The organism is Rheinheimera sp. KL1 (assembly GCF_001275035.1).
Taxonomy (GTDB): domain Bacteria; phylum Pseudomonadota; class Gammaproteobacteria; order Enterobacterales; family Alteromonadaceae; genus Pararheinheimera; species Pararheinheimera tangshanensis.
In genome coordinates, this window is sequence record NZ_LAMX01000005.1 from 68,237 (window position 1) to 92,124 (window position 23,888).

Below are 23,888 nucleotides of genomic sequence, written 5' to 3' on the forward strand. Positions count from 1 at the left end.
CGTATCAGGCGGAGGCTGCTTTACCCTTTACGGATAGCGGAATTACGTACCACTAGTTCTGGCTCAAATACGTTTTCCACTTCAATATCATGTTTGTAGAGGTTCTTCAGTAACCACAAAGCGGCCATTTTGCCCATTTCATGAATAGGGTTATTCACTGTGGTCAGCTTAGGTGACACATAACGGGCAAAAGGAATATTGTCGTAACCGACAAAAGATAAGTCTTGCGGTATTTTCATGCCTCGTTCCAGACAGACCGAAATAGCACCGGATACCATCTGATCGTTCGCACAAACAACGGCGGTGAATGTTTTGTTTTGGCTGAACAGGTAGTTCATTCCTTCCACGCCACTGTCTTCTTTGTAATCACCTTCAAAACACAAAGCAGGATCAAAAGACACTCCCACTTCTGCCAAAGCTCTTTTATGGCCTTCAAGACGTTCTGTCGCATCGTGTTTTTTCGCAGGGCCTGAAATATAGGCGATATCGCGGTGTCCCAAATCAATCAGATGCCGTGTGGCCATATAACCACCCAGTTCGTTATTCAGATAAATACAGCAGTCGCTGATTTCAGCTATGTATCTGTTGATCAGCACTATAGGAGTGGAACTTTGACTGAGTTTAATCAGGTAGTCATCGGAGATAGCTTCGACGTCTAGGATCAATGCATCGCAGCCTTTACTCAGTAAAAACTCAACGCTGTCAATTTCCTGAGCCGCATCACTGTGGCCCACAGCGATAATGACATGGCGGTTATCAGAGCGCAGTGCAGCTTCAATTTCCGCCATCATAGGACCGTAATATGGACCATCCAGTTGCGAAACCAGCACGCCGACACTATTCGAGCAATTCGACGCCAAAGACTGAGCAAAAGTGTTAGGTCTGTAACCTAATTCGGCCATAGCGGCTAATACTTTTTGTTTAGTCTTTTCGCTGACATTAGTGTTTTTGTTCATCACCCTGGAAACTGTCGCCAGAGATACACCTGCAAGCTGAGAAACGTCGTAAATGGTCGCCATATAGTGCTGTCACTTCTTATTGAGTCGAAGAAAATCAGAAACCGCAGAGTAATTCAGCAAAAACTGAATTGCTCTGCAAGTTGGTCATACTATCAGCTTTTACTCTGCAGCTCTCTTCAATTCCAACGTGATTTCATCAACTTTTTGCGTGTTGAGTTTATAAGCACTCATCACAAAAGCGACAATTAAAGAACCAATAGCCGGATACAGACTAAAAGCCAATAATAACCCTGCTTTGGTTTCTTCGGTTTGAGTCACGTCAGCCTGATAGCCGATGCCAGCCAGTAACCAGCCGCCTAAAGCACCGCCTACTGCTATACCCAATTTGATAAAGAAAATAATGGAGGAATACACCATACCGGTAGTGCGAATACCGGTACGCCACTGGCCATAATCTACAGTATCTGCCATTTTAGCCCACAGCAGTGGAGTACCGGTGTTAAACACCAGATTCCACAACACATACAAACCAATAGCCAAAGTCACATTGTCAGCCGCGACAAAATAGCTGCTGGCACAAAGGGCGGCCGCCAAAACCTGAATGCCGATATAGAGTTTTACTTTGCAGTATCGTTTTGCCAGCGGTTGAGCTATGACACAACCGACCATACTGCCGAGCATACCTAAAGTGATAAACAAGGTGATGCTGTCCGGCATTTCCAGATAATACTTCACATAATAAATAGCCAGTGTAGTGCGCAGCACATAACCACTCATCAGACACAAAGCCACCAGCGCTAACACCCGCCACTGATCGTTTTTCCACAACTGACGGAAGTTATCCATATAGCTGCGGCTGACTGCCTCTTTCGGTGGATTGATGCGCTCTTTAGTGCCGTAAAAACAGGCCAAAAACATCAATACACCTAATACACTCATCGCCATAATAGTCAGTTGATAACCTTTGGCCCTGTCGCCCTGGCCAAAAAACTCGACTAAAGGCAAAGTTAAAGCAGTCACCATCAGGCCACCGAGCATGGCAAAAACAAAACGGTACGACTGCACCGACACTCGCTCTTTTGGATCGGCAGTCAGTACAGCACCTAAAGCACAATACGGAATATTAATAGCGGTATAGACCAGCATCAGCAGGGTATAAGTGACGAAGGCGTAGATCATTTTGCCTTCTTCACCAAAGTCTGGTGTGGTAAAAGCCAGCACGCTGATCAGGCCAAAAGGTAAGGCAAACCACAGTAAATAAGGACGGAACTTACCGTATCTGCTTTGGGTGCGATCGGCAAGAGCGCCCATAATAGGATCTGTCACTGCGTCGATAATACGCACAGCCAGAAACATGGTGCCGACAAAAGCCGGCGAAATGCCGTAGATATCGGTATAAAAAAACGTCAGAAACAACATGACGGTCTGGAACACTATATTGCTTGCCGTATCCCCAAGGCCGTAAGCAATTTTCTCCTTTACACTAACCATGTCAGGCGCATCCTATAAAGTGTTGATTTGAAATTATTATTTTTTTATAAATTAACGATTACTGATTAAATTTTTGTAAGCCAGACCGCTGTTTTTCACAGTTCTTTGCTGGCTGTTGTAGTCGACATAGACGATACCAAAACGCTTTAAGTAGCCTTCAGCCCACTCAAAGTTGTCCATTAAACTCCAGGCAAAATAGCCTGAATATCGACACCTTGCTCAACCGCCTGATGCACTGCATTCAGATGCGACTGGTAGTAGGATAAACGCAGTTGATCATCCACTGCGCCATTGTGCAGTTGATCGGCTGCCGCTGCACCATTTTCGGTAATATACACCGGAGGTAGTTTGTATTTCTGATGTAAAGACACTAACAGATCGGTAAAGGCCTGTGGATAAATTTCCCAGCCAATATCTGTTTTCGGCGCGTCGGCCATATCGACTTCAATAAAGTCACGGCCTTCAGTGGCCTTATACACAGTACGGGTGTAGAAATTGACGCCTAAAAAGTCCAGAGGAGCTTTGATAATGTCAAAGTCACCAGGCTCAATCACTGGCTTGTCTTCATCAGCCAGCAGAGCAAAAGAATCCGGGTAAGCGCCATCAAATACAGGCTTGATATACCACTGGTTAAAGTAGTCGTCAGCCAACTGCGCTGCTCTTTGATCGGCAGGGCTGTCGGTTAGCGGATAAGCTGGGGTGAAGTTCAGCACTATGCCGTTCATGCTGTTTGGACTGTTTTTCCGCAGTACCTGCATCGCCAGACCATGAGCCAACAATAAATGGTGTGCTGACTGACGGCCAAAGGCTTTTTTAGTTAAACCAGGCGCGTGAATACCAGCCTCATAACCTAAATACGAGCTGCAAAACGGTTCATTTAAGGTCGCGTACGAATAAACTCTGTCACCAAAGGCTTTACTTAACTTGTCAGCATAATCCTGGAATAAATAAGCGGTGTTGCGATTCAGCCAGCCGCCCTGATCTTCAATATGCTGAGGTAAATCCCAGTGATACAAGGTGACAAAAGACTTAATATTTTTGGCTTTTAGCTCATCCAGAATGTTGATGTAAAAGTCGACGCCCCGCTGATTCAGGCTACCGTCTTTATTCATTACCCTTGCCCAGGCAATAGATAAACGATAAGCATCGACACCAAGGGAGCTTATCAGCGCGATATCGTCACGCCATAAATGATAGTGATCACAAGCTAAATCGCCGTTTGAACCATCTTTTACTTTGCCCGGTGTAGCGCAAAAAGTATCCCAGATACAAGGCAAGCGATCTTCAATGCCACCTTCAATCTGAAAAGATGAAGTAGCTACACCATAAGTAAATTCTTTGTTCAGCAGTCTTGAGCCTTTTGGCAATTCATAATTCATCGTTATCTTCTTTTCATCTTTAAAATTGGAAGGTAAAAGTGGTCTGATTAACGCAACACTGGCCATGTAATCGCTTTCATTTTTCGTGTTGTCGTGACCATATTCAGTTCCTTGGTGTTATGGGTTTATAAGGTTTGGTTTTATACGAAATCGATAAACATATTGGCCGTTAAACGCCCGGTGGCTGGCGAACCATTGATGTCAGTAGCTACATCTACCAATGACGAATGCAGCAGATTACCGGGATAAATAATCAGTCTGTTTGCCTGATAAGGGATCTGGTGATACAGCTCATAATGTTGATTGCTCTGCACCTGATAACGCTGCGGCGGCGCACCATGCTGGTCGATAAACTGCTGCGCTGACTGAAAATAGTCCTGCCGTCTTTGATCTGTCACGCGTTCAAAACCCGTAGGTTTATGCCGGAAAAAACCTGTACTGCCATGAGGACCGTCATTCAGATAATGCAACAGCGCAAAATAATAAGTCGAGCTGGTATCAAAATGCGGCATACATTGCAGCGGATGCAGACTGTTTTCTGGCTGAGTGATCAGCGCATAAAACAGCATTTGTGGTTTTAACCTAAGCGTTTCAGGTACCTGATACACCTGGTAAATGAGCTGATACACTGCATTTAAGCTGGCAGCCACATAAGCTTTTGGCAATACGGCACGCTGCCCTGGGTAATAGGTTTGACTCTCACGCATAAAATCGCTGTGCTGAGCCTGCTGGCGTAAACCAGACAAGTCCAGAGCAAAATTATCTATCATAATCAATGGCGTTTTTTCCAGCCCGAGATAGATAACTTCGGGCCGGATGGCGCTATTGACCTGATAATTCAGCGCGTCCTGCATCATTGTTTCAGACCAGAGACGACTTGCAATAATGCTGAATAAACTCATGGTGAGTCGGGAACTGACTCACAGTGCGTTTCACATTCTGTTTAATGCTCATCAGGAAATCATTCAGTTCAGAATCCGGCATTAAATCGACAATAGGATGGTACTGCTCTGGCATTAAGCCCTGACCAATCAGCACCTGTAACCAGGAGCTTTCGCCAAATAATTCCTGTGCAAACTTATAGACTTTGCCGGATTGCTTAAACAATTCCATCCGATGAGCAAGAGTATCTGGGATTTCCATATCTTTGCAGTAACGCCAGAATTTAGTATCTGTGCGCTCCGTGGCTTTATAGTGCAGGATGATAAAGTCGCGGATATTATCCATTTCGATCTTCGTCTGGCGATTAAACTCAGCCACATCAGCAGAATTTATGCCGTTGGACGGAAACATCTGCAGCAGACGAATAATGCTACGCTGGATCAAATGAATACTGGTCGACTCTAAAGGCTCCAGGAAACCACTGGATAAACCAATAGCGACACAGTTTTTATTCCAGTGCTGACGGCGTGTTCCGGTTTTAAATTTGATCAGCCGAGGCTCAAACATCATTTCGCCTTCAAGATTATCCACCAGCATTTGTTTGGCTTCAGCTTCCGTTATAAATTTGCTGCAGAATACCAAGCCATTACCCACCCGGCTTTGTAGCGGAATCTTCCATTGCCAACCCGCTTGGCGGGCTATGGCTCGGGTATAAGCCACTGGCTCTTGTGTCGTTTTGGTTTGTACCGCATAAGCGCTATCACAGGGCAACCAGTGGCTCCAGTCTTCAAAACCTGTGTTGAGTGTTTGCTCAATCAATAAAGCACGGAAGCCAGTGCAATCGATGAACAAATCGCCCTCAAGCAGCTCACCGGATTCCAGCAATAACGCACTAATATTGCCGTCCATATGCTGCTGTACTTCACGAATTTTACCTTCAATGCGTCTGATGCCATGTTGCTCGGACATACGACGCAGAAATTTGGCATATAAGGACGCATCCATATGGTAAGCGTGGTTCAGATCCTGATTCGGCAGCACAGCAAAACGGCCCTGACGGGCGCCTAAATGCTCAACACAGTAGTCACCTATTTCAGTCGCTATACCTTTTTGTTTAGCTTTAACCCAAAAATGCTGAAATCCACAGGCCCAGCAGTCTTTACCTAAAAATCCAAAGGAGTGAATATAGTCTTCGCCCAGGTTTTTCCAGTTTTCAAACTGAATACCCAGCTTAAAAGTGGCATTAGTAGCCGCCATCACTTCAGATTCTTTGATATTCAGTAAGCGGTGAAAGATATGCATAGTGGGGATAGTGGCTTCACCGACCCCCACAGTGCCAATATCGTCGGACTCTACTAAAACCACTTCCAGGTTTTTGCCCAGTAATTTAGTCAGGCCAGCCGCTGTCATCCAGCCAGCGGTGCCACCGCCTGCAATCACGACCTTTTTGATTCTGTTGTGTTGGTTATTCATCTGTTCACCCTGTTGATTGGTGTCTTTATATTTTTAGTTGGTTGTCAGCGTTTTAATTTATTTAATAAATCAGCCCGGATCTGGCGTGCATTCAGCTCATCCAATGGCTTGGTTAACATCTTTAAAGCATCAGGCTGAATATGCTCCTGCGAAACATCGTCATGGTCAAAAATGTAGTAATCAAATATAGCTTTCCAGGCCTGACGCTGAGCTTTAGGCAAGCTACGCAAGCTCAATACTGCCATAGACAGCGCATTGTTAGGCCGGCCTAAATAGGCTGGAGTATCGCGCCACCAGTGACTGATCAGCACATTAAAGGCGTCCAAGGCCTCGACATGGTGCCACCACATGCTGGGTATAAATAACACATCACCGGGTTCCAGTTCGGCTACCTGTGCATGTTTTAATGCTTCGGCAAATTTAGGGAAACGTTCAAAATCAGGCGCGGCAAAATCGACCATACTGACATCCTGACCACCTGGCGCAAATTCCATAGGGCCAGGATATAAATTGCTGATTTGCTCTGGCGGAAATAAGGTAAAAGTACGGTGTCCGACCGCATTACAGGCCAGATTTTGCGGAAAGTCATAATGAGCAGCGATACGGGATTGATTACCAAGCCAAACACTGGTTAATGGACTGATGCCTGGCATGGGTAGCGTATTGTGTTCTGCCAAACCCGGAAACCAATGGTTGATCTCGGTTGAACCCATATAATAGGTGGGCACTTGAGCTTGATTATTCAACGCAAAAAGACGGTCCAGCAACTGATTAAAGTCTATTTTTCCGCCCTGGTAATTAAAGCCATTTTGCTCTGGATTATAAAACACCCGGCCTTGCTGATCGGGCTCCAGGTAACAGGCACTGACAGGAATCCCCTGATAAAACTGCCGAAGGTAATCTGCTGCAGACGAAGCGGAAATAACACCCGCCTTGACCAAGGGCCAATCTTTACACAAGCCTTTGAAAATTAAAGGAGAAGAGGCCTTAGCTATTAAACTCAGAGCATCAGCTAAATCGCATCCTTCCAGAGTTTTTACTTGTACTAAAGGCGTTGTCTTGTGCATGGCTCGTCAGACCTTACTCAAACTGCTTATTCTTTAACTGCAATAAATGTCGGATATTGGCCTGCGACGCAATAGCCATATAAATAGCCTGCAAATAACCTTTTTGATGCAGCTGCGCTAAAAGCTCCGGCGATAAAGCCGCGAGGTTGTCCTCATGAATGGTATAAAAACCGGCCAACTGCTGCTTCTGGCCATTGCTGAAGGTTAAATCCAGAGTAAAAGATTCCAGCAGTTGATGCTCAAGCAACAGATCAATAAAAGTTTTGCTGTCGAGCATGCCATGATGAATGGTTTCCAGCATGACTGCGACTTCATCCAAATAAGGCTGTTGCCACCAAAAGGTAAAAACAGCGCTTCGCCTTCAGTTTGGCTAACGCGCGGGTTATCTAGGTCGATGTGGATCACTCGTTGAGTGGTTTCGATTCCATCCTCACGCACCAATTGCTGGCCAATCAAAAAAGGCTGACGTCTGAGCATCAGAGGAATGTAACAACCACGCCAGTTATCCTGTTGTAAAAAGAGATTTTCCTGATCCTGAAAACCAAACAAAGTCACAGCGAAAAACTGATTGCTGTTGCTATCTTTGTGAAAAAAAATCGGGTAGTGCGCCTGAACAGTGCGAAATTCTTTGGGAAAAGTGACAGTAAACCAGACTGCATCACCATAGTGTGCGCCTCTGGTCGTGATCACTTTCAGGTCTCTGTGTTCAACGCTGTTTAATAAAACATTTTTACTCATGCTATATCCCGACCTTTACCGTCTATTTTTAGTTATAGTTTGATTAAACCTGTCGCTGGATACGAAAGCTACTGGTTTTTTGTTTAAGTACGAAGCTATAGAAAAAATGAAGAAATGGCATTCCCAACCCAGGCTGAAAATGCCGGAACAGAATGGGCCATATCCTTATGGCCCTGGATCAGCTTAGAAGCTGTAACGCGCACCCAGACTATAACGGGCACCTGATTCAACCAAACTTAACACTTGCTCGGTGGCACGACCGTGAACACGGATATGCTCATCAGTGACGTTTAAGGCCTCAACAAAAATAGTCAAACCCTCGACTTGCGGTAAGTCATAGCTGACCGACATATCAATTTGATGGTAGGCCTCAGTATATTTAGGATGAGCACCAGTATCCTGTCCTTTAGAGTTCAGGAACTCATCTCGCCAGTTATAAGCGATACGAGCCTGGAAACCATCCATTTCATAGAACAAAATAGCGTTAGCGGTGTCACTTAAACCAATCACAGCTGGCTGATCCTGTAACAGGAAATTGTTATAAGACCTTTCGCTATCAACCATGGTGTAGTTAGCAATAGCGCCAAAACCAGTTTCACCAAAGGCGTGTTGTACCGCGAACTCCCAGCCGTCAATAACATCAGAATCAGAGCCGTTCGAAGGAGTATCAATTTTGAACAGTAAAATTTCATCTTCACCAGCCACACCGTCTATGGTGCGGTTAGCAACATCTACACCTGGTGCATTCGGGTAGTTAGCAAAAATCCAGTTACGAATAGCTCCAGCGTCATTCCCTACAGCAGCTACTGCTTCATCGTATTTTTTACCATCTACAGGGTTTGGAATACTGTAGATAGAGGACTCAACAATAGTGTTACTAATAAAGTTACTGGTATCCTTGCGGAAGTAACCAACGGAAACGTAACTAGCTGGTGAATAGTACCATTCTGCCGACAAGTCAATATTTTTCGACTCTAAAGGCAACAGGCTTGGGTTACCTGCATTACCACCACCACCAGCACGGTTCGCTATAGTGGACACTACTGTACCGCCCTGAATCGAGACATAATCAGGACGACCTATAGTTTCACTATAGGCTGCACGTAACATCACATCATCGATGACTTCGATATTGAAATTCATGCTAGGTAAGACGTAGTCGTAATCACCCGTTTTCGTCTGGAACTCGCGCTGACCGCTGGCTTGCAAAACGACTTCGGTGTCAGCTACCCAACGCGCACCATTGTATGCAGCAACAGCAGAAGTTGAAGTTACATCTGTGGTTTCATAACGCACGCCTACATGAAGATCATACGGCATACCCGAGATTTCATTTTCGTAGTTGTACTGCACATAAGCAGACTGTGATTCTTCTTTGGTATAACGGTTTACGTCACTATCGTAATCGGTCGAAGGGCAGAAGTTAGTACCACAATCACCAGCACCGACGAAACCAGCCGGAGTATATAACTCTTCGGCACGAGCGCGAACCGTATTGAAGTCCCAGAAGAAAATAGTATTCAGCACTTCAAAATCACGATCTGGCATTAAGGAGAAATCGCCTTTACTGCCGTTGAACTTGTCATGGATAGTGCCAGCCGGGAAGAAGGAATCATCGAAATCACCTGCCTGACCTACACCACCCCAGTCGTTACGTTGCACGTTGACTGATTTTGAATGGTTGTCTACGTTCGTCAGTGCAATACCAAAATCGATGCTGCTATTACTATTTTCAAAAATATACTCACCATCAAACTGGTACTGATCAATTTCAGATTTGTTGGTAGAGTTACCAAATACGCTACCTGTCACCACCATATCTGATGGACGAACTGAGTTACCACCTTCAACAGCTAGCAGTGGAATATCTCCGGTAAAATCTGTTGCAGCACTTTGACGAATAAAAGCCGCTGTGCTTAAGGTGTTGCTTGAGCCCAACACATGGTTTGGTTTGAATTCAGCGTCAGATTTGTGCGCATCAAAACTCAGTTTTAAGTTATCAGTAGCTTGCCATTCCAGATTCAGGCCTAAAGAGCCACTTTCGTTCCGAACACCATAATCGCCAGCACCCATAGATAAATCTGCAGGAGTAGCATATTCCTCAGAATAAATTAATGGTGAAGAGATAGGGCCATCGGTCCAGACACTCCGTGAAGGCACATAGGTATACCAGGCAGACACGTCATTGTACTGAGTGTCGATATCATTGCGCATGTAAGTGTAGTCAACGCTGGCCGTCAGAGTATCTGTCGGTGCATATTGCAACACTAACTGACCATTGGTACGGGCACGTTGCTGTTCTTCAAATTTATAAATAGTCGTTTGTGGTACAGAGTACACATCATCAGCACCAGGGCGGTTCTCTTGGTTACCTACTGGAACAGCACCCCACTCACCGGAAGTGATATCGACAGAGCCAGGAAAACTACGCCAGCCTGTACCTACGTTGGCTTGCTGGCTACCACTTTCACGCTCCTGATAGCTGGCGGACACTAACACACCAAACTTATCATCATTAAAAGTAGTGGAATACAAACCTGCTAACTCAGGAGTTGCGCTGCCTTCTTCTGTCGATCTGTCATCGACCATAGCAGCACTGAATACCGCTTTTTCGCCGCCAGCACTTAAAGGTTTTAAGGTTTGTACATCAATAACCGAACCTATACCACCCGTCGGATTGGAGGCAAAACTGGTTTTGTTGACTTCAACACCACTGATGGTGTCGGCAGAAATATTGGCGAAATCAAAAGAACGTGAACCCGTAGTCACAGGCATTTGACGACCATTCAAGGTCACTAAGTTTTGGTCCGGACCAAAACCACGGACTGATACTTTACTACCTTCGCCGTTGACACGGTCAATAGACACACCGCTAATACGCTGCAGCGATTCTGCCAGGTTAGTATCTGGAAATTTACCTATATCTTCGGCTGAAATGGCATCCACAATACCAGTGGAAGAACGTTTGGTGTCCATAGATTTAATCAGACTACCGCGAATACCGGTGACGCTGATCACTTCAATTTTTTCTTCGGCTTTTTGTGCGTTCTGTTCCTGCGCGTCATCCGCGAAGCTGGCATAACAACGCCCACGCCAAGCACTAACGACAGACTGGTGGCGAGTCTGGTCTTTTTGAACGTTTTGGATTTCATGTGTAGTTCCCTGTCGACTGTTTTTGGTTTTTTACTTGCTACGAAATTCAGTTCACGCAGGACAGGTAGTTTTTTACTCCCCAAAACTAACTGTAAGCGCTTTCACAAAGTTAGGTGATTTTTTTTAACTCGTCAATACAGAAAAACTAAATCTTACAATTTGGTTAAAAAACAGTTGGCAATAACGACTTTATCAGCTAAAAATGAAACCGCTTACAATTGCATTACTCCTGAAGAAACTGTGTATTTTCAGTCTTCACGACAGGAAAAATACAAAGCGTATAAAAATAAGAATAAGCAAATCATAGATTTGTATGCCGGAGCTTCATCATAAGCCCCGGAGGACACGGGGACAGAATATCAAGCACCCATCAGAACTTTTGTATGCCTTTGCGCACATAAACCGCTGATCTGCCTGCCAACCCCGCCGATAAAAACTCTGCTGATACAGTGAAAAGACCCGACTTTCAGACGAAAGCGGACACAAAGGCAGACAGAGCTCAACAGGATACTCATTATGTTTCGATACACTCGATTGGCGTTATTGTGCAGTGCTGCCCTTATCACAACCTTGTCTGGTTGCGGCCCACAAAATGCGACCACAGAGAAAGCGGCAGAGGTGAAAGCAGTTGCACCTGACAGTCTGGGTCTGTGGCCTGAATTAAAAAGCCCTTTAATCAACAACGACACAGAGCAAAGGGTGCAGCAACTGCTGTCTGCTATGACGATTGAGCAAAAAGTAGCTCAGTTGATCCAACCAGATATCCGCTGGATGACAGTAGAAGATATGCGCCAGTATGGTTTTGGTTCTTATCTAAATGGTGGCGGCGCCTATCCAAATGATAATAAAAACTCTACAGCAGCAGACTGGGTTGCTTTAGCTCAGGCTTATTACGACGCTGGTGTGGATGCAACGAAAGACGGCAGCAGTATCCCTCCTATTTGGGGCACGGATGCGGTGCATGGCCACAATAATGTCATTGGCGCGACTATATTTCCGCACAATATAGGTTTGGGTGCAGCCAACAATGCAGAGTTAGTCGAAGCCCTAGGTAAAGCCACAGCCACTGAAGTGGCTGCGACAGGTATTAATTGGATATTTGCGCCCACAGTAGCGGTCGCCCGCGATGATCGCTGGGGCCGCAGCTACGAAAGTTATTCAGAAGACCCGGCCATTGTTAAAGAGTTGGGCGCTGCTTTAGTCAAAGGTATTCAGGGCAATGTCGGTACTGACTTTATGCAAAGCGGCCGTTTAATTGCTACAGCCAAACATTATTTGGGTGATGGTGGCACTGAAAATGGTAAAGATCAGGGCAATACGCTCAGCAACGAAGCCGATTTAGTCCGTCTGCATGCTCAGGGTTATATCACTAGCCTCAATGCAGGTGTGCAAACTGTGATGGCGTCTTTTAACAGCTGGCATGGCGACAAAATGCATGGCAATCATTACCTGCTCACCACTGTTTTAAAAGAACGCTTGGGTTTTGATGGTTTAGTGGTCGGCGACTGGAACGGCCATGGTCAGCTGCCTGGCTGTACTAACACTAGCTGTGCCGCAGCTATTAACGCTGGTGTTGATATTTTAATGGCACCGGAAGATGGTAAAGCGCTTTATACCAACACTCTGGCTCAGGCCAAAGCAGGTGAAATATCAGCAGCGCGTTTAGATGATGCCGTCAGTCGTATTTTAAGAGTCAAAATCCGCGCTGGTTTATTTGAAAAAGGTAACCCAGCTCAGTCTGAACTGGCGGGCAAAGCAGAACTGATTGGTCATGCTGATCATCAGGCCATTGCAGCCCAAGCTGTGCGTGAATCTTTGGTTCTACTGAAAAACAATAACCAATTACTGCCCTTAGCTCCAAAACAAAAAGTACTGGTGACAGGCGATGGTGCAGACAATATCGGCAAACAAAGTGGTGGCTGGACTTTAACCTGGCAAGGCACAGGTAATGTCAACGCAGACTTCCCGAATGGCCGTTCTATTTACTCAGGCATACAACAGCAAGTCGAAGCGGCGCAAGGCACTGTCGAGCTCAGTGCTGATGGCTCTTACCAACAAAAACCTGACGTTGCTATTGTTGTCATAGGTGAAAACCCATACGCCGAATTTGATGGCGATATCAAAACACTGGATTATCAGGCGGGTAAAAACACCGATCTGGAACTACTGAAAAAACTTAAAGCCGATGGTATTCCGGTAGTGACTGTGTTTTTAACGGGTCGGCCTTTATGGGTAAATCCTGAACTGAATCAGTCTGATGCTTTTGTCGCCGCCTGGTTGCCTGGTTCCGCGGGTCAAGCCGTGGCAGAGGTATTATTTAAAACTGCAGCCGGTGAAGTGCACTATGACTTTAAAGGCAAACTGCCTTTCTCCTGGCCAAAAACGGCAGATCAAACCCCGCTCAATCAGGGTGAGAGCAATTACGAGCCACTCTTTGCTTTGGGTTATGGCCTGACTTATCAGGATAACACCACCATTGCCAATGATTTGTCCGAGCAAATCAACAGTGCTCAGAGTGTTAGTAATGACAGCTTAAGTTTATTTGAACGCCGTCCTGCTTCTGGCTACAGCCTGATTTTGCAGGATGAAACAGCTGTGGTTACTGTCACAGGTAACAAAGCTAAAAGTGCCGACCAAAGCCTGAACTTAGCCGCAGTGAACTGGCAAAAACAGGAAGACGCTTTACTCTTGGACTGGGCTGCCAATTCGAAAGCCAAACTGGTACTGCAAGCAGCTGTACCGCTGGATGCCAGTGGTTATGGTCAGTTGGTGGTCGATATGAAATGGAATGCAGCACCCACAGCAGCAGTCACTTTAGCCCAGTCTTGTGGCTCAGGTTGTGGGGGTACTTTGAATTTAGCTGAACTTATCGGCAGTAAAGCCGCTGGTCAATGGCATAAAGTGGTGATTGATTTAGGGTGTTTTGCCGCCAAAGGCGCAGCGCTGAATCATCTGCAGCAACCTTTTGTGTTGCATAGCGAGGCCGCTTATCAGCTGAGTATTTCTAACATTCGCCTGACGCCAGCCACAGCAACGGCCGATTTAAGTTGCCCTGCAACTTAATCTACTTAAACAGGAACTGATTATTATGCAATCCATTTCACAGGCCGAAATACAGAGCTCCGGCACCCCTGTCAGCAGTTGGGCTTTACCTACTCTGACGTTTCTATTTTTTATCTGGGGTTTTATTACTTGTCTGAATGACATTTTAATTCCACATTTAAAAGCAGTGTTTGACCTGACTTACACCCAGGCCATGTTGATCCAATTCTGCTTTTTTGGCGCTTATTTTGTAGTGTCATTACCTGCTGGAGCTCTGATTAACCGACTGGGCTATCAAAAAGGCATAGTGATAGGCTTAGCTATTGCAGGCTTTGGCACTTTAAACTTTATTCCGGCCGCCAGCTTTCATAGCTACCCCTGGTTTTTAGCGGCATTGTTTGTGCTGGCCTCCGGTATCACCATTTTGCAGGTCGCGGCTAACCCTTATGTCACGGTGCTGGGCAATCCAAAAACGGCTTCCAGCCGTCTGACCATGACGCAAGCTTTTAACTCCTTAGGCACTACTGTGGCTCCATTGATTGGCGCTGCTTTAATCCTGAGTCAACTCGATAGCACTGAAGGCGCAGACGCTGTGCAACTGCCGTATCTGATACTGACTATCGCCTTGTTTGCCGTCGCTTTTATTTTTTCCCGTTTGAATTTACCTGTGGTCGAAAATGCGACTGCTGCGGAAAAAATATCCATTAAAAAGCTGCTGCCTTTTACCCATTTGTGGCTGGGTGCTTTAGGTATTTTTATGTACGTGGGCGCTGAGGTCGCTATAGGTTCAGTGATGGTCAACTTTATTGCCTTGCCTGAAATTACAGGACTGGCAGAAGCTGACGCGGCACACTATGTCGCCTGGTATTGGGGTGGCGCCATGGTCGGCCGTTTTGTTGGTGCTTTGTTGATGCAGCGCATGAATGCTGGTTTATTGCTGGCCATTCACGCTGCTGCAGCCATGTTATTGCTGGTACTGGTGATTACAGGTCAAGGGCAACTGGCTTTATTTGCGCTACTACTCGTCGGTATCGCTAACTCCATTATGTTCCCAACTATTTTTAGTCTGGCTTTACATGGTTTAGGTAAATACACCAGTCAGGGGGCAGGTTTATTGTGTCTGGCTATAGTAGGCGGAGCTTTAGTACCTTTAGCTCAAGGCAAGCTGGCAGATACTTTTGGTCTGGCTTTGTCTTTTATTCTGCCGATCTTTTGTTACATCTACATCTGCTACTTCGGTTTACGCAGTCGCAAGGTGACAGGTTAAGGCGCAAGCCGGGGCAAGGCGCGTATTCCCGGTTGGCCTTGCCTATTTTATTCGCGCCATCCGTGGCCTCAACCGGCCAGTGGACAGAGCCACTGGCGCTCATCCGGACATTGCCAAACTGTTGGCAATGTTTTATCCGGCTTCGCCCTGACGGGCCATCGTCGCTTCGCTCCGATGTTCAAAAAACGGCAGGACAGCCGTTTTTCGCAGCTTCAGCTGCCGTAGGCGAACATCAGGGATGATGTGAGTGAAAATCGTTCCCGACGATTTTGTATTCTAGGCAAGCTAAACATTCCTGGTGCCGGATGAGTATTCATCCTTTAAGGCTGAGCTAAACCTTAGCCTTTTTTTACCTTTTACTTCGCTGTATTCAACACTACATCTACCGGCTTAGCCCGACGGAATTTGCTTAAGGCCAGATACACAGCTGGAGTGCTGTACAACGTCAGCAGCTGACTAACCAACAAACCGCCCACTATAGTGATACCTAAAGGCTGACGTAGTTCTGAACCTTCGCCCATACCAAATAGCAAGGGCACAGCGCCTAACAAAGCCGCAAAGTTGGTCATTAAGATAGGTCGCAAACGTTGTGCTGCCGCCAAAGCGACCGCCTCTTGGGGTGATAATCCCAGATCCCGTTCGGCATGTAAGGCAAAATCGACCAGTAAAATGGCGTTTTTCATCACTATACCAATCAGCAAAAACAGCCCCAACAAAGCAATCAGGTTAAAGTCGGTGTTGCTGACATAAAGCGCTAGCAAAGCGCCCAAACCAGCGCAAGGTAAAGTCGATAAGATAGTGATCGGCTGAATAGTGCTTTCATACAACACCCCAAGCAGCAGGTACACAGTAAAGATCACGCCAATAATCAACCACAACTGATCGCCAGTTTTAAACATGGCATTACGCTGATCTTCCCCATTGATGGTGTGAATACCACTGGGCACCATGGCCCGCGCTAATACCTGGTCAATGGCAGCGGAGGCCTGCTGCAAAGTAACACCAGGTGCCAGGCCATACCCTATACCGACAGAGGCAAACTGGCCATCGCGGCGGATACGGTCATTGGCCAGACTGTACTGATAACTGGCAATACTGGATAAAGGCACTCTGTTACCGTCGGCCGTCACCAGCTGCAGTTGCTTTAATACTTCAGGCTGAGCGGTATAACCTGGTGTCAGTTCCATCACCACACGGTATTGGTTCATCTCATCATATAAAGTCGCCACCTGCCGCTGGGAGAAAGAGTTATTCAGCAAAGTAGCAATAGTGCGCATATCCACACCTAAACGCTGTGCAGCTTCACGGTCTATCGTCAATGAAACTTGTTGTGCATCTTCGCCGCTTGGCGTATCCACATCCACCAGCTCCGGTAGTTCCTGCATTTTTTCCGCGACTTGTTTGCTCCATTTACGCAACAGCTGCAAATCACCGGAGAGCATCAACAGCTCATAATCACTGCGGCCAAAGGGCGATGACAAGCGGATATCCTGATCGACATTTAAGAACACCATGCCACCCGGAACTTTCGGGGCTGTAGCGCGAATACGATCGACCACTTGCTGAGCTGATATTTTGCGCTCCGCCAGAGGTTTTAACCTTACCCGCATCCAGCTGTTACTAATGCCCATATCGCCACCGCTGGAACCCGTCACATCAGCGATGGCCGGATCTTTTAATAAATGCTGACGGAAGGCTTCAATTTTTGGCTGCATAATTTGAAAGGAAAACCCATCATCACCACGCACAAAACCATTCAGCTGGCCAGTATCCTGATCCGGCAGTAACCCTGTAGGCACTTTGGTGTATAACCAGGCATTAGCAGCGAATAACAAGACTAAAGCGGCCAGCAACCAGCGGTAATGGCTTAAGCTCCAGCTCACGCTCTGGTGATATTTCTGCTGAAACTTCTCAAAGCCGCCGATCTTTGTCTCGCCAGGCTTTTTGCTTTTCAACAGCAGGGCAGACAGACTTGGCGTTAAGGTCAGCGAAATCACCAGACTGATAGTCATAGCAGCAGCCAGCGTGATGGAAAACTCCCGGAATAAACGCTCGACCAAGCCGCCCATAAACAAAATTGACAGGAAAATCACCACTAACGCCAGGTTCATCGCCAACAAAGTAAAACCAACTTCAGACGCGCCTTGTCGCGCTGCTTGCAAAGGCGTTAATCCCCTTTCTATATGACGTTTTATATTTTCGACTACGACAATAGCGTCATCCACCACTAAACCTGTGGCGACAATCAGCGCCATCACCGACAAATTATTCAGCGAAAAATCACAGAGATACATCACGGTAAAAGAGCCAACCAAAGACACAGGAATGGCCAGACTTGGGATCAAGGCACTGCGCAGGCTGCCTAAAAAAGCCCAGACCACCAGCACCACCAGAGCCACAGCAATCAATAAGCTGATTTGCGCTTCCGTTAAGGTCGCGCGGATCACCGGGCTGCGGTCCATCACTACAGCTAAATCCGCGCCAGCTGGTACCAAAGCTTGCAGTAGCGGCATTTGCTGGTAAATAGCGTCTATGGTTTCCACTATATTGGCGCCGGTGCGGCGACTGATCAGTAAAATCACCGCATTTTTATCGTTATGAAAACCTGCGCTGTAGCGGTTTTCTGTTGAGTCAGTGACTAATGCCACATCCGACAAGCGGATAGGCGCACCATTGACGTATTTCACGACTAAATTCTGATAGTCCGACGCCTGCCGCAACGTCTGGCTGGTCGCCAACTGCCAGCGCTGATCGCTGCTCTCCAATACACCCAGAGGCACGGCGGCGTTAGCGCCACTGATCGCACTGCGCACCTCATCCAATGCCACACCGTATTGTGTCAACATACCAGGGTTTAATTGCACCCGCACCGCAGGCAAAGAAGCACCAGTCACTTCAACCTGACCTACGCCAGTAATAGCAGCCAGTTTTTGCGCCAATACGGTAGAGGCAGCATCATATAAAGCACTGGAGGCCAAGTGCTCTGAGCTCAACGCCAGCGCCATCACAGGGGCCTGTGACGGGTTGAATTTACGATAACTTGGATTGCCTGGCATACCGGATGGCAACTGACTGCGGGCCGCATTAATAGCGGCCTGTACTTCACGGGCTGCTTCGTCGACATTACGATCTAAATCAAATTCCAGCCGTATTTGTGCAGAACCCTGATTGCTGCTGGAACTGATGCGGTTAATGCCGGCGATACTGCCCAAAGCCCGCTCCAGCGGCGTGGCCACAGTGGCCGCCATACTTTCTGGGCTGGCACCAGGTAAACTGGCGGTGACCACTATCATTGGGAAATCGACCGCAGGCAAAGGGGATACCGGTAACAAACGCCAGCACAACATACCGAGCAACAAAATCGCTGTGGCAATTAAACCACTGGCGACAGGGCGCTGAATAAAGGGCTTAGCTAAATTCATAGCGCTTTTGCCTCAGCTTCAGGTAAGTGTTCTTGACGACCTTCTTTGCTACTAAAATGACGGTCAAACCACAGATAGACCACTGGCGTGGTAAAAAGTGTCAACACCTGGCTGACCAGCAAACCACCGACCATCACCAAGCCTAAAGGCTGGCGCAATTCAGCACCTGAGCCGCTGGCGAGTAACAATGGGATAGCACCAAACAGTGCAGCTAAAGTCGTCATTAAAATAGGCCGGAACCGCATTAAAGCCGCCTGATAAATAGCTTCAGTCGGCGACAAGCCCTGATGGCGCTGCGCTTCCAGTGCAAAGTCGACCATCATAATGCCGTTTTTCTTCACTAAACCTATCAGCAGCACTATGCCGATCACTGCGATCAAATCCAAAGGCTGACCTGCGATCAGCAGCGCCAATAAGGCACCGACAGTAGCTGAAGGTAAAGTCGACAATATGGTGACCGGATGAATTAAGCTTTCATACAAAATACCCAGCACTATATACATAGTGATTACTGCCGCCAGCACCAGCCAGAGCGTATTACTCAAAGAGGCTCTGAACGCTTCAGCAGCACCCTGAAAGGTCAGTTCCATTTCAGCTGGTAATTGCAATTGCTGCTGTACTTCTTCGATGGCTGCTACAGCCTCACCCAGCGAATAACCTTCAGCCAGGTTAAAAGACAAAGTGACAGAAGGGAACTGGCCCTGATGGTTAATCAATAACTTGGCAGGTCGTTGTGTCACTTTCGCCACAGCAGACAGCGGCACAGGCGTACCTGAGCTAGTGCTGATATAAAGCTTATTCAGCGCATCCACACCATTGATCTGATCCGGGTCTACCTCCAGAATCACCCGGTACTGATTAGCCTGAGTAAATAAGGTGGTGATCTGGCGCTGGCTATAAGCACTTTGCAGCACAGTACTGATTTGCGACACATTAATACCTAAACGTGCTGCTGCAGTGCGGTCAATATCGATATAGGCCTGCAAGCCCTGTTGTTGCAGGTCATGTGCCACTTCGGACAATTCAGGTCGTTGTTGCAAGGCTTCCACTAAAACGGGCAACCACTGGTTCAATACATCCTGATCCGGTGTGGTTAAGCTGAACTGGTATTGAGTGCGACTAACACGGTCTTCAATACTCAGTTCCTGCACCGGCTGGAACCAGCCTTTAATGCCAGGTACGGCCTGCACTTGCTGCTCCAGCTCGCGAATGACTTCCACAGCCGACAAATCACGTTCGCCATGTTGTTTCAGGTTGATCTGAATTCGGCCACTATTAATGCTGGTATTGCTGCCATCAACGCCGATAAAAGACGATAAACTGCTGACCGATGGATGCTGCAAAATATTTTCCGCCAGTTCCTGCTGGCGCGATGCCATCGCCTGAAAAGAAATATCCTGTGGCGCTTCAGTCACCACCTGTATAACGCCACTGTCCTGCACCGGGAAAAAGCCTTTCGGCACCGCCAGATACAACAGCGCAGTTAAAGCCACTGTCGCCAACATACTGAACATGGCTAAAGTTTGGTGACGTAATACCCACTGTAAACCACGGCCATAAGAGGCAATAATGCGGTCCATCAAGCCATTTTGATCATGATGCTCTGGCAGCGTAGTTAATAAACGCGCGCACAGCATAGGGGTGAGCGTTAAAGATACCACCAGAGAAATCAGGATTGCCACAGCCAAAGTGACAGCAAACTCAAAGAATAAACGCCCTACTACATCCGCCATAAAAAGCAGAGGAATAAGCACAGCGATCAGCGAAAAGGTCAGGGATATCAGCGTAAAACCAATTTCTTTGGCACCTTTCAGTGCCGCTTCCATTGGCGAAGCCCCTTCTTCACGGTGCCTTGCGACGTTTTCCAGCATAACGATAGCGTCATCCACCACAAAACCTGTGGCTATGGTCAAGGCCATTAAAGTCAGGTTATTGACGGAGAAATCCAGCAACACCATCACAGCAAAGGTACCAATCAAAGATAAAGGCACGGCCAGACTAGGGATAATAGTGGCCGGAATAGTGCGCAGGAAGGCAAACGTCACTAACACCACCAGCACTATGGCGAACACCAGCTCTTTTTGTACATCCCGCACTGAAGCACGAATACTGTGAGTCCGGTCCGTTAAGACTTCTACTTTCACAGCGGCAGGCATAGTGGCCGTCAGTTGCGGTAATAATTCCTGTACTCTGTCGGCCACATCAATCACATTGGCACCGGGCTGGCGCTGAATATTGACCAGCACCGCAGCTTTTTGGTTAGCCCATGCAGCGAGAAACCTGTCTTCAGCACCATTTTCAATTTTTGCCACGTCTTTTAAGCGCACAGGTGCGCCTTCACGGTAGGCAATAATTAACTCTTCGTATTCGTCGATACTGCGAATTTGGTCATTGGCTTCCAGCATAGTGGAGCGAAAGGCACCATCAAAACTGCCTTTGGGCTGATTGGTATTGGCTGCGCTGATAGCACTTCGCAGACTTTCGACACTTAAATCCAGGCTGGCCAGAGCAGCCGGATTAGCTTTGACGCGAATGGCAGGGCGCTGACCACCGGCCAGGCTGACCATACCCACGCCAGTCAGCTGAGCCAGCTTCTGTGCCATACGGGTATCCACTAAGTCGTAGACAGCAGGCAAAGGCAGCGTGTCGGAGCTGACAGCTAAGGTCAGAATAGGTGCATCGGCCGGGTTTACTTTGCGATAGACCGGAGGCGTAGGTAAGTCGCTTGGTAACAAGGAGGAGGCTGTATTAATAGCGGCTTGAACCTCCTGCTCGGCCACCCCCATATCCACCACTAAGGCAAACTGCAACGTAATAACCGAAGCACCGGCCGAGCTATTGGACGACATTTGTTTCAGACCTGGTATCTGGCCTAAACGCCGCTCCAAAGGCGCTGTGACAGTGCGCGCCATAATGTCTGGGCTCGCACCAGGGTTAAAGCTAAACACTTGAATGATAGGGTAATCCACCTGAGGCAAGGCAGCCACAGGCAGCAAACGCCAGCTTAAAAGGCCAGCGATTAAAATCGCCAACATTAATAACGAAGTGGCAACAGGGCGTAAAATAAAAGGCTTGGACAGGTTCATCATTTACCCCTTAGGCGCGTCCTGGATCACCTCAACTTCGCGGTCTGGTCTTAAACGATCTAAGCCTTCCAGTACCACTTTATCCCCGGCTTTTAAGCCTTCTTCCACCGCCACTAAGCCGTTATCGACAGCACCTAATTTCAACAAACGGATTTGCGCTTTGTTGTTGTCATCGATCATATAAACATAAGTCCCTTGGGCACCGTATTGCACAGCATCCTGTGGAATAGTGACAGCGCCACTTTGTACTGCCACATTCAAGCGCACATTGACAAACTGATTCGGGAATAACTCTTCGTTCTGATTAGCAAATTCAGCTTTGAGCTTCAAAGTGCCTGTGGCTATATCAATCTGGTTATCTAAGGTGGTTAAGGTACCGCTGGTCAGCTGCATTTGTTCAGCTCTGTCCCAAGCCTCCACCGATAAGGCAGAGCCTGCACGAAAGGCACTGCGAACTTGCTGCAACTGAGTTTCAGGAATAGTAAAAACTACAGCTATAGGTGAGCTTTGAGTAATAGTGACCAAACCTTCGGCACTATTAGCCTGAATTAAATTACCTGGGTCGACAGCTCGCAAACCTAAACGGCCACTGATAGGAGCTTTAATTTGGGTATAAGACAACTGCAAAGCAGCGGCATCAATAGCAGCCTGATTCGACTTAATAGCACCTTTGAGCTGACTGACTAGAGCTTGCTGCGCGTTCATTTGTTGTGCTGCTATCGTATTTTGCTCTTTGAGTTTGGCAAAACGCTCCAGGTCCTGTTCCGCACTTTTCAGCAGCGCTATATTTTGTTCTTTCTGACCCTGCGCCTGAGCCAACTCTACTTTGTAATCGGCCGGATCAATCTGAGCTAACAACTGACCAGCTTCAACTTTCTGACCTTCTTCGAAGAATACTTGCTGTAAAGGACCGGAAACCCGACTTTGCACCAGAACAGAGTTCAATGGCGTTACTGTACCTATGGCTTTAATCTGCACTTTTAAATCGGTAGAACCCGCTTCAATTACCCGCACAGGAACTGGCATAGCCCAGGGATTATTGGCCATCGCAGGACGTGCTCCTCCAGGTCTTTGCCCCGCTGGTCGTTGTCCCGGGCCAGGTTTGCCTGCAGCAGCTTGTCCTGCCCCAGCAGGTTCAGCACTTGGCCAAAACCAATACAGAGCGGCAGCAGCAACAGCCAGACTAACAGCTAAAACAACAGGCTTTTTCAGCAAAGACATAAGATAAATCCCTGTAACAAAAATTAAGTTCAGTAAAAACGGGCTTACTCTAATTCAGCCGCGAAAGCCCTGCAATGAAGCGAGTGTCAAGATTGAGTAAAGATGACATGACATTCGGTCAGATGTCTTTTTACAGCGACCAATAGCTTTATGTGCAATTACATACTGTTTATACAACACAAAGGATCAATGGAATGCGCTGATGAGCACAAGTGGAGCGTTCAGTCATTAGCTACTGACATCTGAACTCAGTAAAGCTAAGCCTAACTCTGTGGTGGCTATCAGATTTGTGTTCAATGAAAGTAAACACTACTGACATAAGGTTGTCAGTCTGGACTGCTACTCTGACAGGGTCAAGTAAAAGGAGCGCATCATGACTGTGTTAGATACTGCAATTGATCGTTATTTTTCAGCGACTAACGAGCGAAATAATACATTGGCCGCTGAATGTTTCGACCCGGACGCCTCCGTCTTTGATGAGGGCGAGCAATTAACCGGGCTAGAGTCAATTCAGCGCTGGCTGCAGCAAACTCAACAAAAGTATCAACCCATGATTCAGGTACTGACTGCAGAACGCAACTATGGTGAAGTTTGGGTTAAGGCGAATGTATCTGGCCAGTTTCAGGGGAGCCCCATTCAACTGAACTATGTATTTGCCTTGCAGGATGGCAAAATCAGTCGGCTAATGATCCGTTAATTGCGCCACTA

The 23,888-nt window shown here is 47.1% G+C and carries 12 protein-coding genes and 2 pseudogenes; 3 read left to right on the forward strand and 11 right to left on the reverse strand.

Going from position 1 to position 23,888, the window contains the following annotated elements; translation table 11 throughout:
• Nucleotides 1–20: 20 nt before the first annotated feature.
• The 8 genes and pseudogenes from WH43_RS02020 to WH43_RS02055 all read right to left on the reverse strand — a co-directional run bounded on the left by WH43_RS02020 (nt 21) and on the right by WH43_RS02055 (nt 11,007).
• Nucleotides 21–1,019, reverse strand: coding sequence for a LacI family DNA-binding transcriptional regulator (locus WH43_RS02020; RefSeq protein ID WP_053422994.1), 999 nt, complete (start codon nt 1,017–1,019; stop codon nt 21–23).
• A 99-nt stretch (nt 1,020–1,118) separates the two neighbouring features.
• Nucleotides 1,119–2,450: a glycoside-pentoside-hexuronide (GPH):cation symporter gene (locus WH43_RS02025; RefSeq protein WP_053422995.1), complete on the reverse strand. Its 1,332-nt coding sequence runs from the start codon at nt 2,448–2,450 to the stop codon at nt 1,119–1,121.
• 51 nt (nt 2,451–2,501) lie between these two features.
• Nucleotides 2,502–3,895: pseudogene (locus WH43_RS02030) on the reverse strand (GH1 family beta-glucosidase).
• A gap of 74 nt (nt 3,896–3,969) precedes the next feature.
• Complete coding sequence (locus WH43_RS02035) at nt 3,970–4,731, reverse strand: DUF6445 family protein (protein ID WP_286049398.1); 762 nt, start codon at nt 4,729–4,731, stop codon at nt 3,970–3,972.
• Entirely contained in the window at nt 4,691–6,184 is a 1,494-nt protein-coding gene (locus tag WH43_RS02040) for a tryptophan halogenase family protein (RefSeq protein ID WP_053422997.1), read from the reverse strand. The genes WH43_RS02035 and WH43_RS02040 overlap by 41 nt, the downstream gene beginning before the upstream one ends.
• A gap of 44 nt (nt 6,185–6,228) precedes the next feature.
• Nucleotides 6,229–7,251 (reverse strand): cupin-like domain-containing protein, encoded by a 1,023-nt coding sequence (locus WH43_RS02045; protein ID WP_053422998.1) that lies wholly within the window; start codon nt 7,249–7,251, stop codon nt 6,229–6,231.
• Nucleotides 7,252–7,264: 13 nt separating this feature from the next.
• Nucleotides 7,265–7,989: pseudogene (locus WH43_RS21035) on the reverse strand (SapC family protein).
• Nucleotides 7,990–8,172: 183 nt separating this feature from the next.
• Nucleotides 8,173–11,007, reverse strand: a complete 2,835-nt coding sequence (locus tag WH43_RS02055; RefSeq protein WP_286049400.1) for a TonB-dependent receptor — start codon at nt 11,005–11,007, stop codon at nt 8,173–8,175.
• Between the two features lie 651 nt (nt 11,008–11,658).
• Between WH43_RS02055 and WH43_RS02065 the strand changes: the two genes are divergently transcribed.
• Both WH43_RS02065 and WH43_RS02070 read left to right on the forward strand, forming a co-directional pair.
• Nucleotides 11,659–14,205 (forward strand): glycoside hydrolase family 3 protein, encoded by a 2,547-nt coding sequence (locus WH43_RS02065; RefSeq protein ID WP_053423000.1) that lies wholly within the window; start codon nt 11,659–11,661, stop codon nt 14,203–14,205.
• Nucleotides 14,206–14,230: 25 nt separating this feature from the next.
• On the forward strand, nt 14,231–15,451 hold the full coding sequence (locus tag WH43_RS02070; RefSeq protein ID WP_053423001.1) for a sugar MFS transporter: 1,221 nt from the start codon (nt 14,231–14,233) through the stop codon (nt 15,449–15,451).
• Nucleotides 15,452–15,807: 356 nt separating this feature from the next.
• Here the strand turns inward: WH43_RS02070 and WH43_RS02075 are convergent, their stop codons facing one another.
• The 3 genes from WH43_RS02075 to WH43_RS02085 are packed head-to-tail and all read right to left on the reverse strand — an operon-like array spanning nt 15,808 to nt 23,180.
• Complete coding sequence (locus tag WH43_RS02075) at nt 15,808–18,873, reverse strand: efflux RND transporter permease subunit (RefSeq protein ID WP_053423002.1); 3,066 nt, start codon at nt 18,871–18,873, stop codon at nt 15,808–15,810.
• Nucleotides 18,870–21,962, reverse strand: a complete 3,093-nt coding sequence (locus WH43_RS02080; RefSeq protein ID WP_286049401.1) for a multidrug efflux RND transporter permease subunit — start codon at nt 21,960–21,962, stop codon at nt 18,870–18,872. Before WH43_RS02080 ends, WH43_RS02075 begins: the two co-directional genes overlap by 4 nt.
• The gene (locus WH43_RS02085) at nt 21,963–23,180 is read right to left on the reverse strand and encodes an MdtA/MuxA family multidrug efflux RND transporter periplasmic adaptor subunit (RefSeq protein WP_053423004.1); all 1,218 of its coding nucleotides are present in this window, start codon (nt 23,178–23,180) and stop codon (nt 21,963–21,965) included. It lies immediately after the preceding gene.
• 373 nt (nt 23,181–23,553) lie between these two features.
• Between WH43_RS02085 and WH43_RS02090 the strand changes: the two genes are divergently transcribed.
• Nucleotides 23,554–23,877 (forward strand): nuclear transport factor 2 family protein, encoded by a 324-nt coding sequence (locus WH43_RS02090; protein WP_053423005.1) that lies wholly within the window; start codon nt 23,554–23,556, stop codon nt 23,875–23,877.
• The last annotated feature ends 11 nt before the right edge of the window (nt 23,878–23,888 follow it).

What these genes read in the sequence shown, in the direction of transcription:
- WH43_RS02020 (WP_053422994.1), bottom strand. Translation starts at nt 1,019, where the DNA reads ATGGCGACCATTTACGACGTTTCTCAGCTTGCAGGTGTATCTCTGGCG.
- WH43_RS02025 (WP_053422995.1), bottom strand. Translation starts at nt 2,450, where the DNA reads ATGGTTAGTGTAAAGGAGAAAATTGCTTACGGCCTTGGGGATACGGCA.
- WH43_RS02035 (WP_286049398.1), bottom strand. Translation starts at nt 4,731, where the DNA reads ATGAGTTTATTCAGCATTATTGCAAGTCGTCTCTGGTCTGAAACAATG.
- WH43_RS02040 (WP_053422997.1), bottom strand. Translation starts at nt 6,184, where the DNA reads ATGAATAACCAACACAACAGAATCAAAAAGGTCGTGATTGCAGGCGGT.
- WH43_RS02045 (WP_053422998.1), bottom strand. Translation starts at nt 7,251, where the DNA reads ATGCACAAGACAACGCCTTTAGTACAAGTAAAAACTCTGGAAGGATGC.
- WH43_RS02065 (WP_053423000.1), top strand. Translation starts at nt 11,659, where the DNA reads ATGTTTCGATACACTCGATTGGCGTTATTGTGCAGTGCTGCCCTTATC.
- WH43_RS02070 (WP_053423001.1), top strand. Translation starts at nt 14,231, where the DNA reads ATGCAATCCATTTCACAGGCCGAAATACAGAGCTCCGGCACCCCTGTC.
- WH43_RS02075 (WP_053423002.1), bottom strand. Translation starts at nt 18,873, where the DNA reads ATGAATTTAGCTAAGCCCTTTATTCAGCGCCCTGTCGCCAGTGGTTTA.
- WH43_RS02080 (WP_286049401.1), bottom strand. Translation starts at nt 21,962, where the DNA reads ATGATGAACCTGTCCAAGCCTTTTATTTTACGCCCTGTTGCCACTTCG.
- WH43_RS02085 (WP_053423004.1), bottom strand. Translation starts at nt 23,180, where the DNA reads ATGTCTTTGCTGAAAAAGCCTGTTGTTTTAGCTGTTAGTCTGGCTGTT.
- WH43_RS02090 (WP_053423005.1), top strand. Translation starts at nt 23,554, where the DNA reads ATGACTGTGTTAGATACTGCAATTGATCGTTATTTTTCAGCGACTAAC.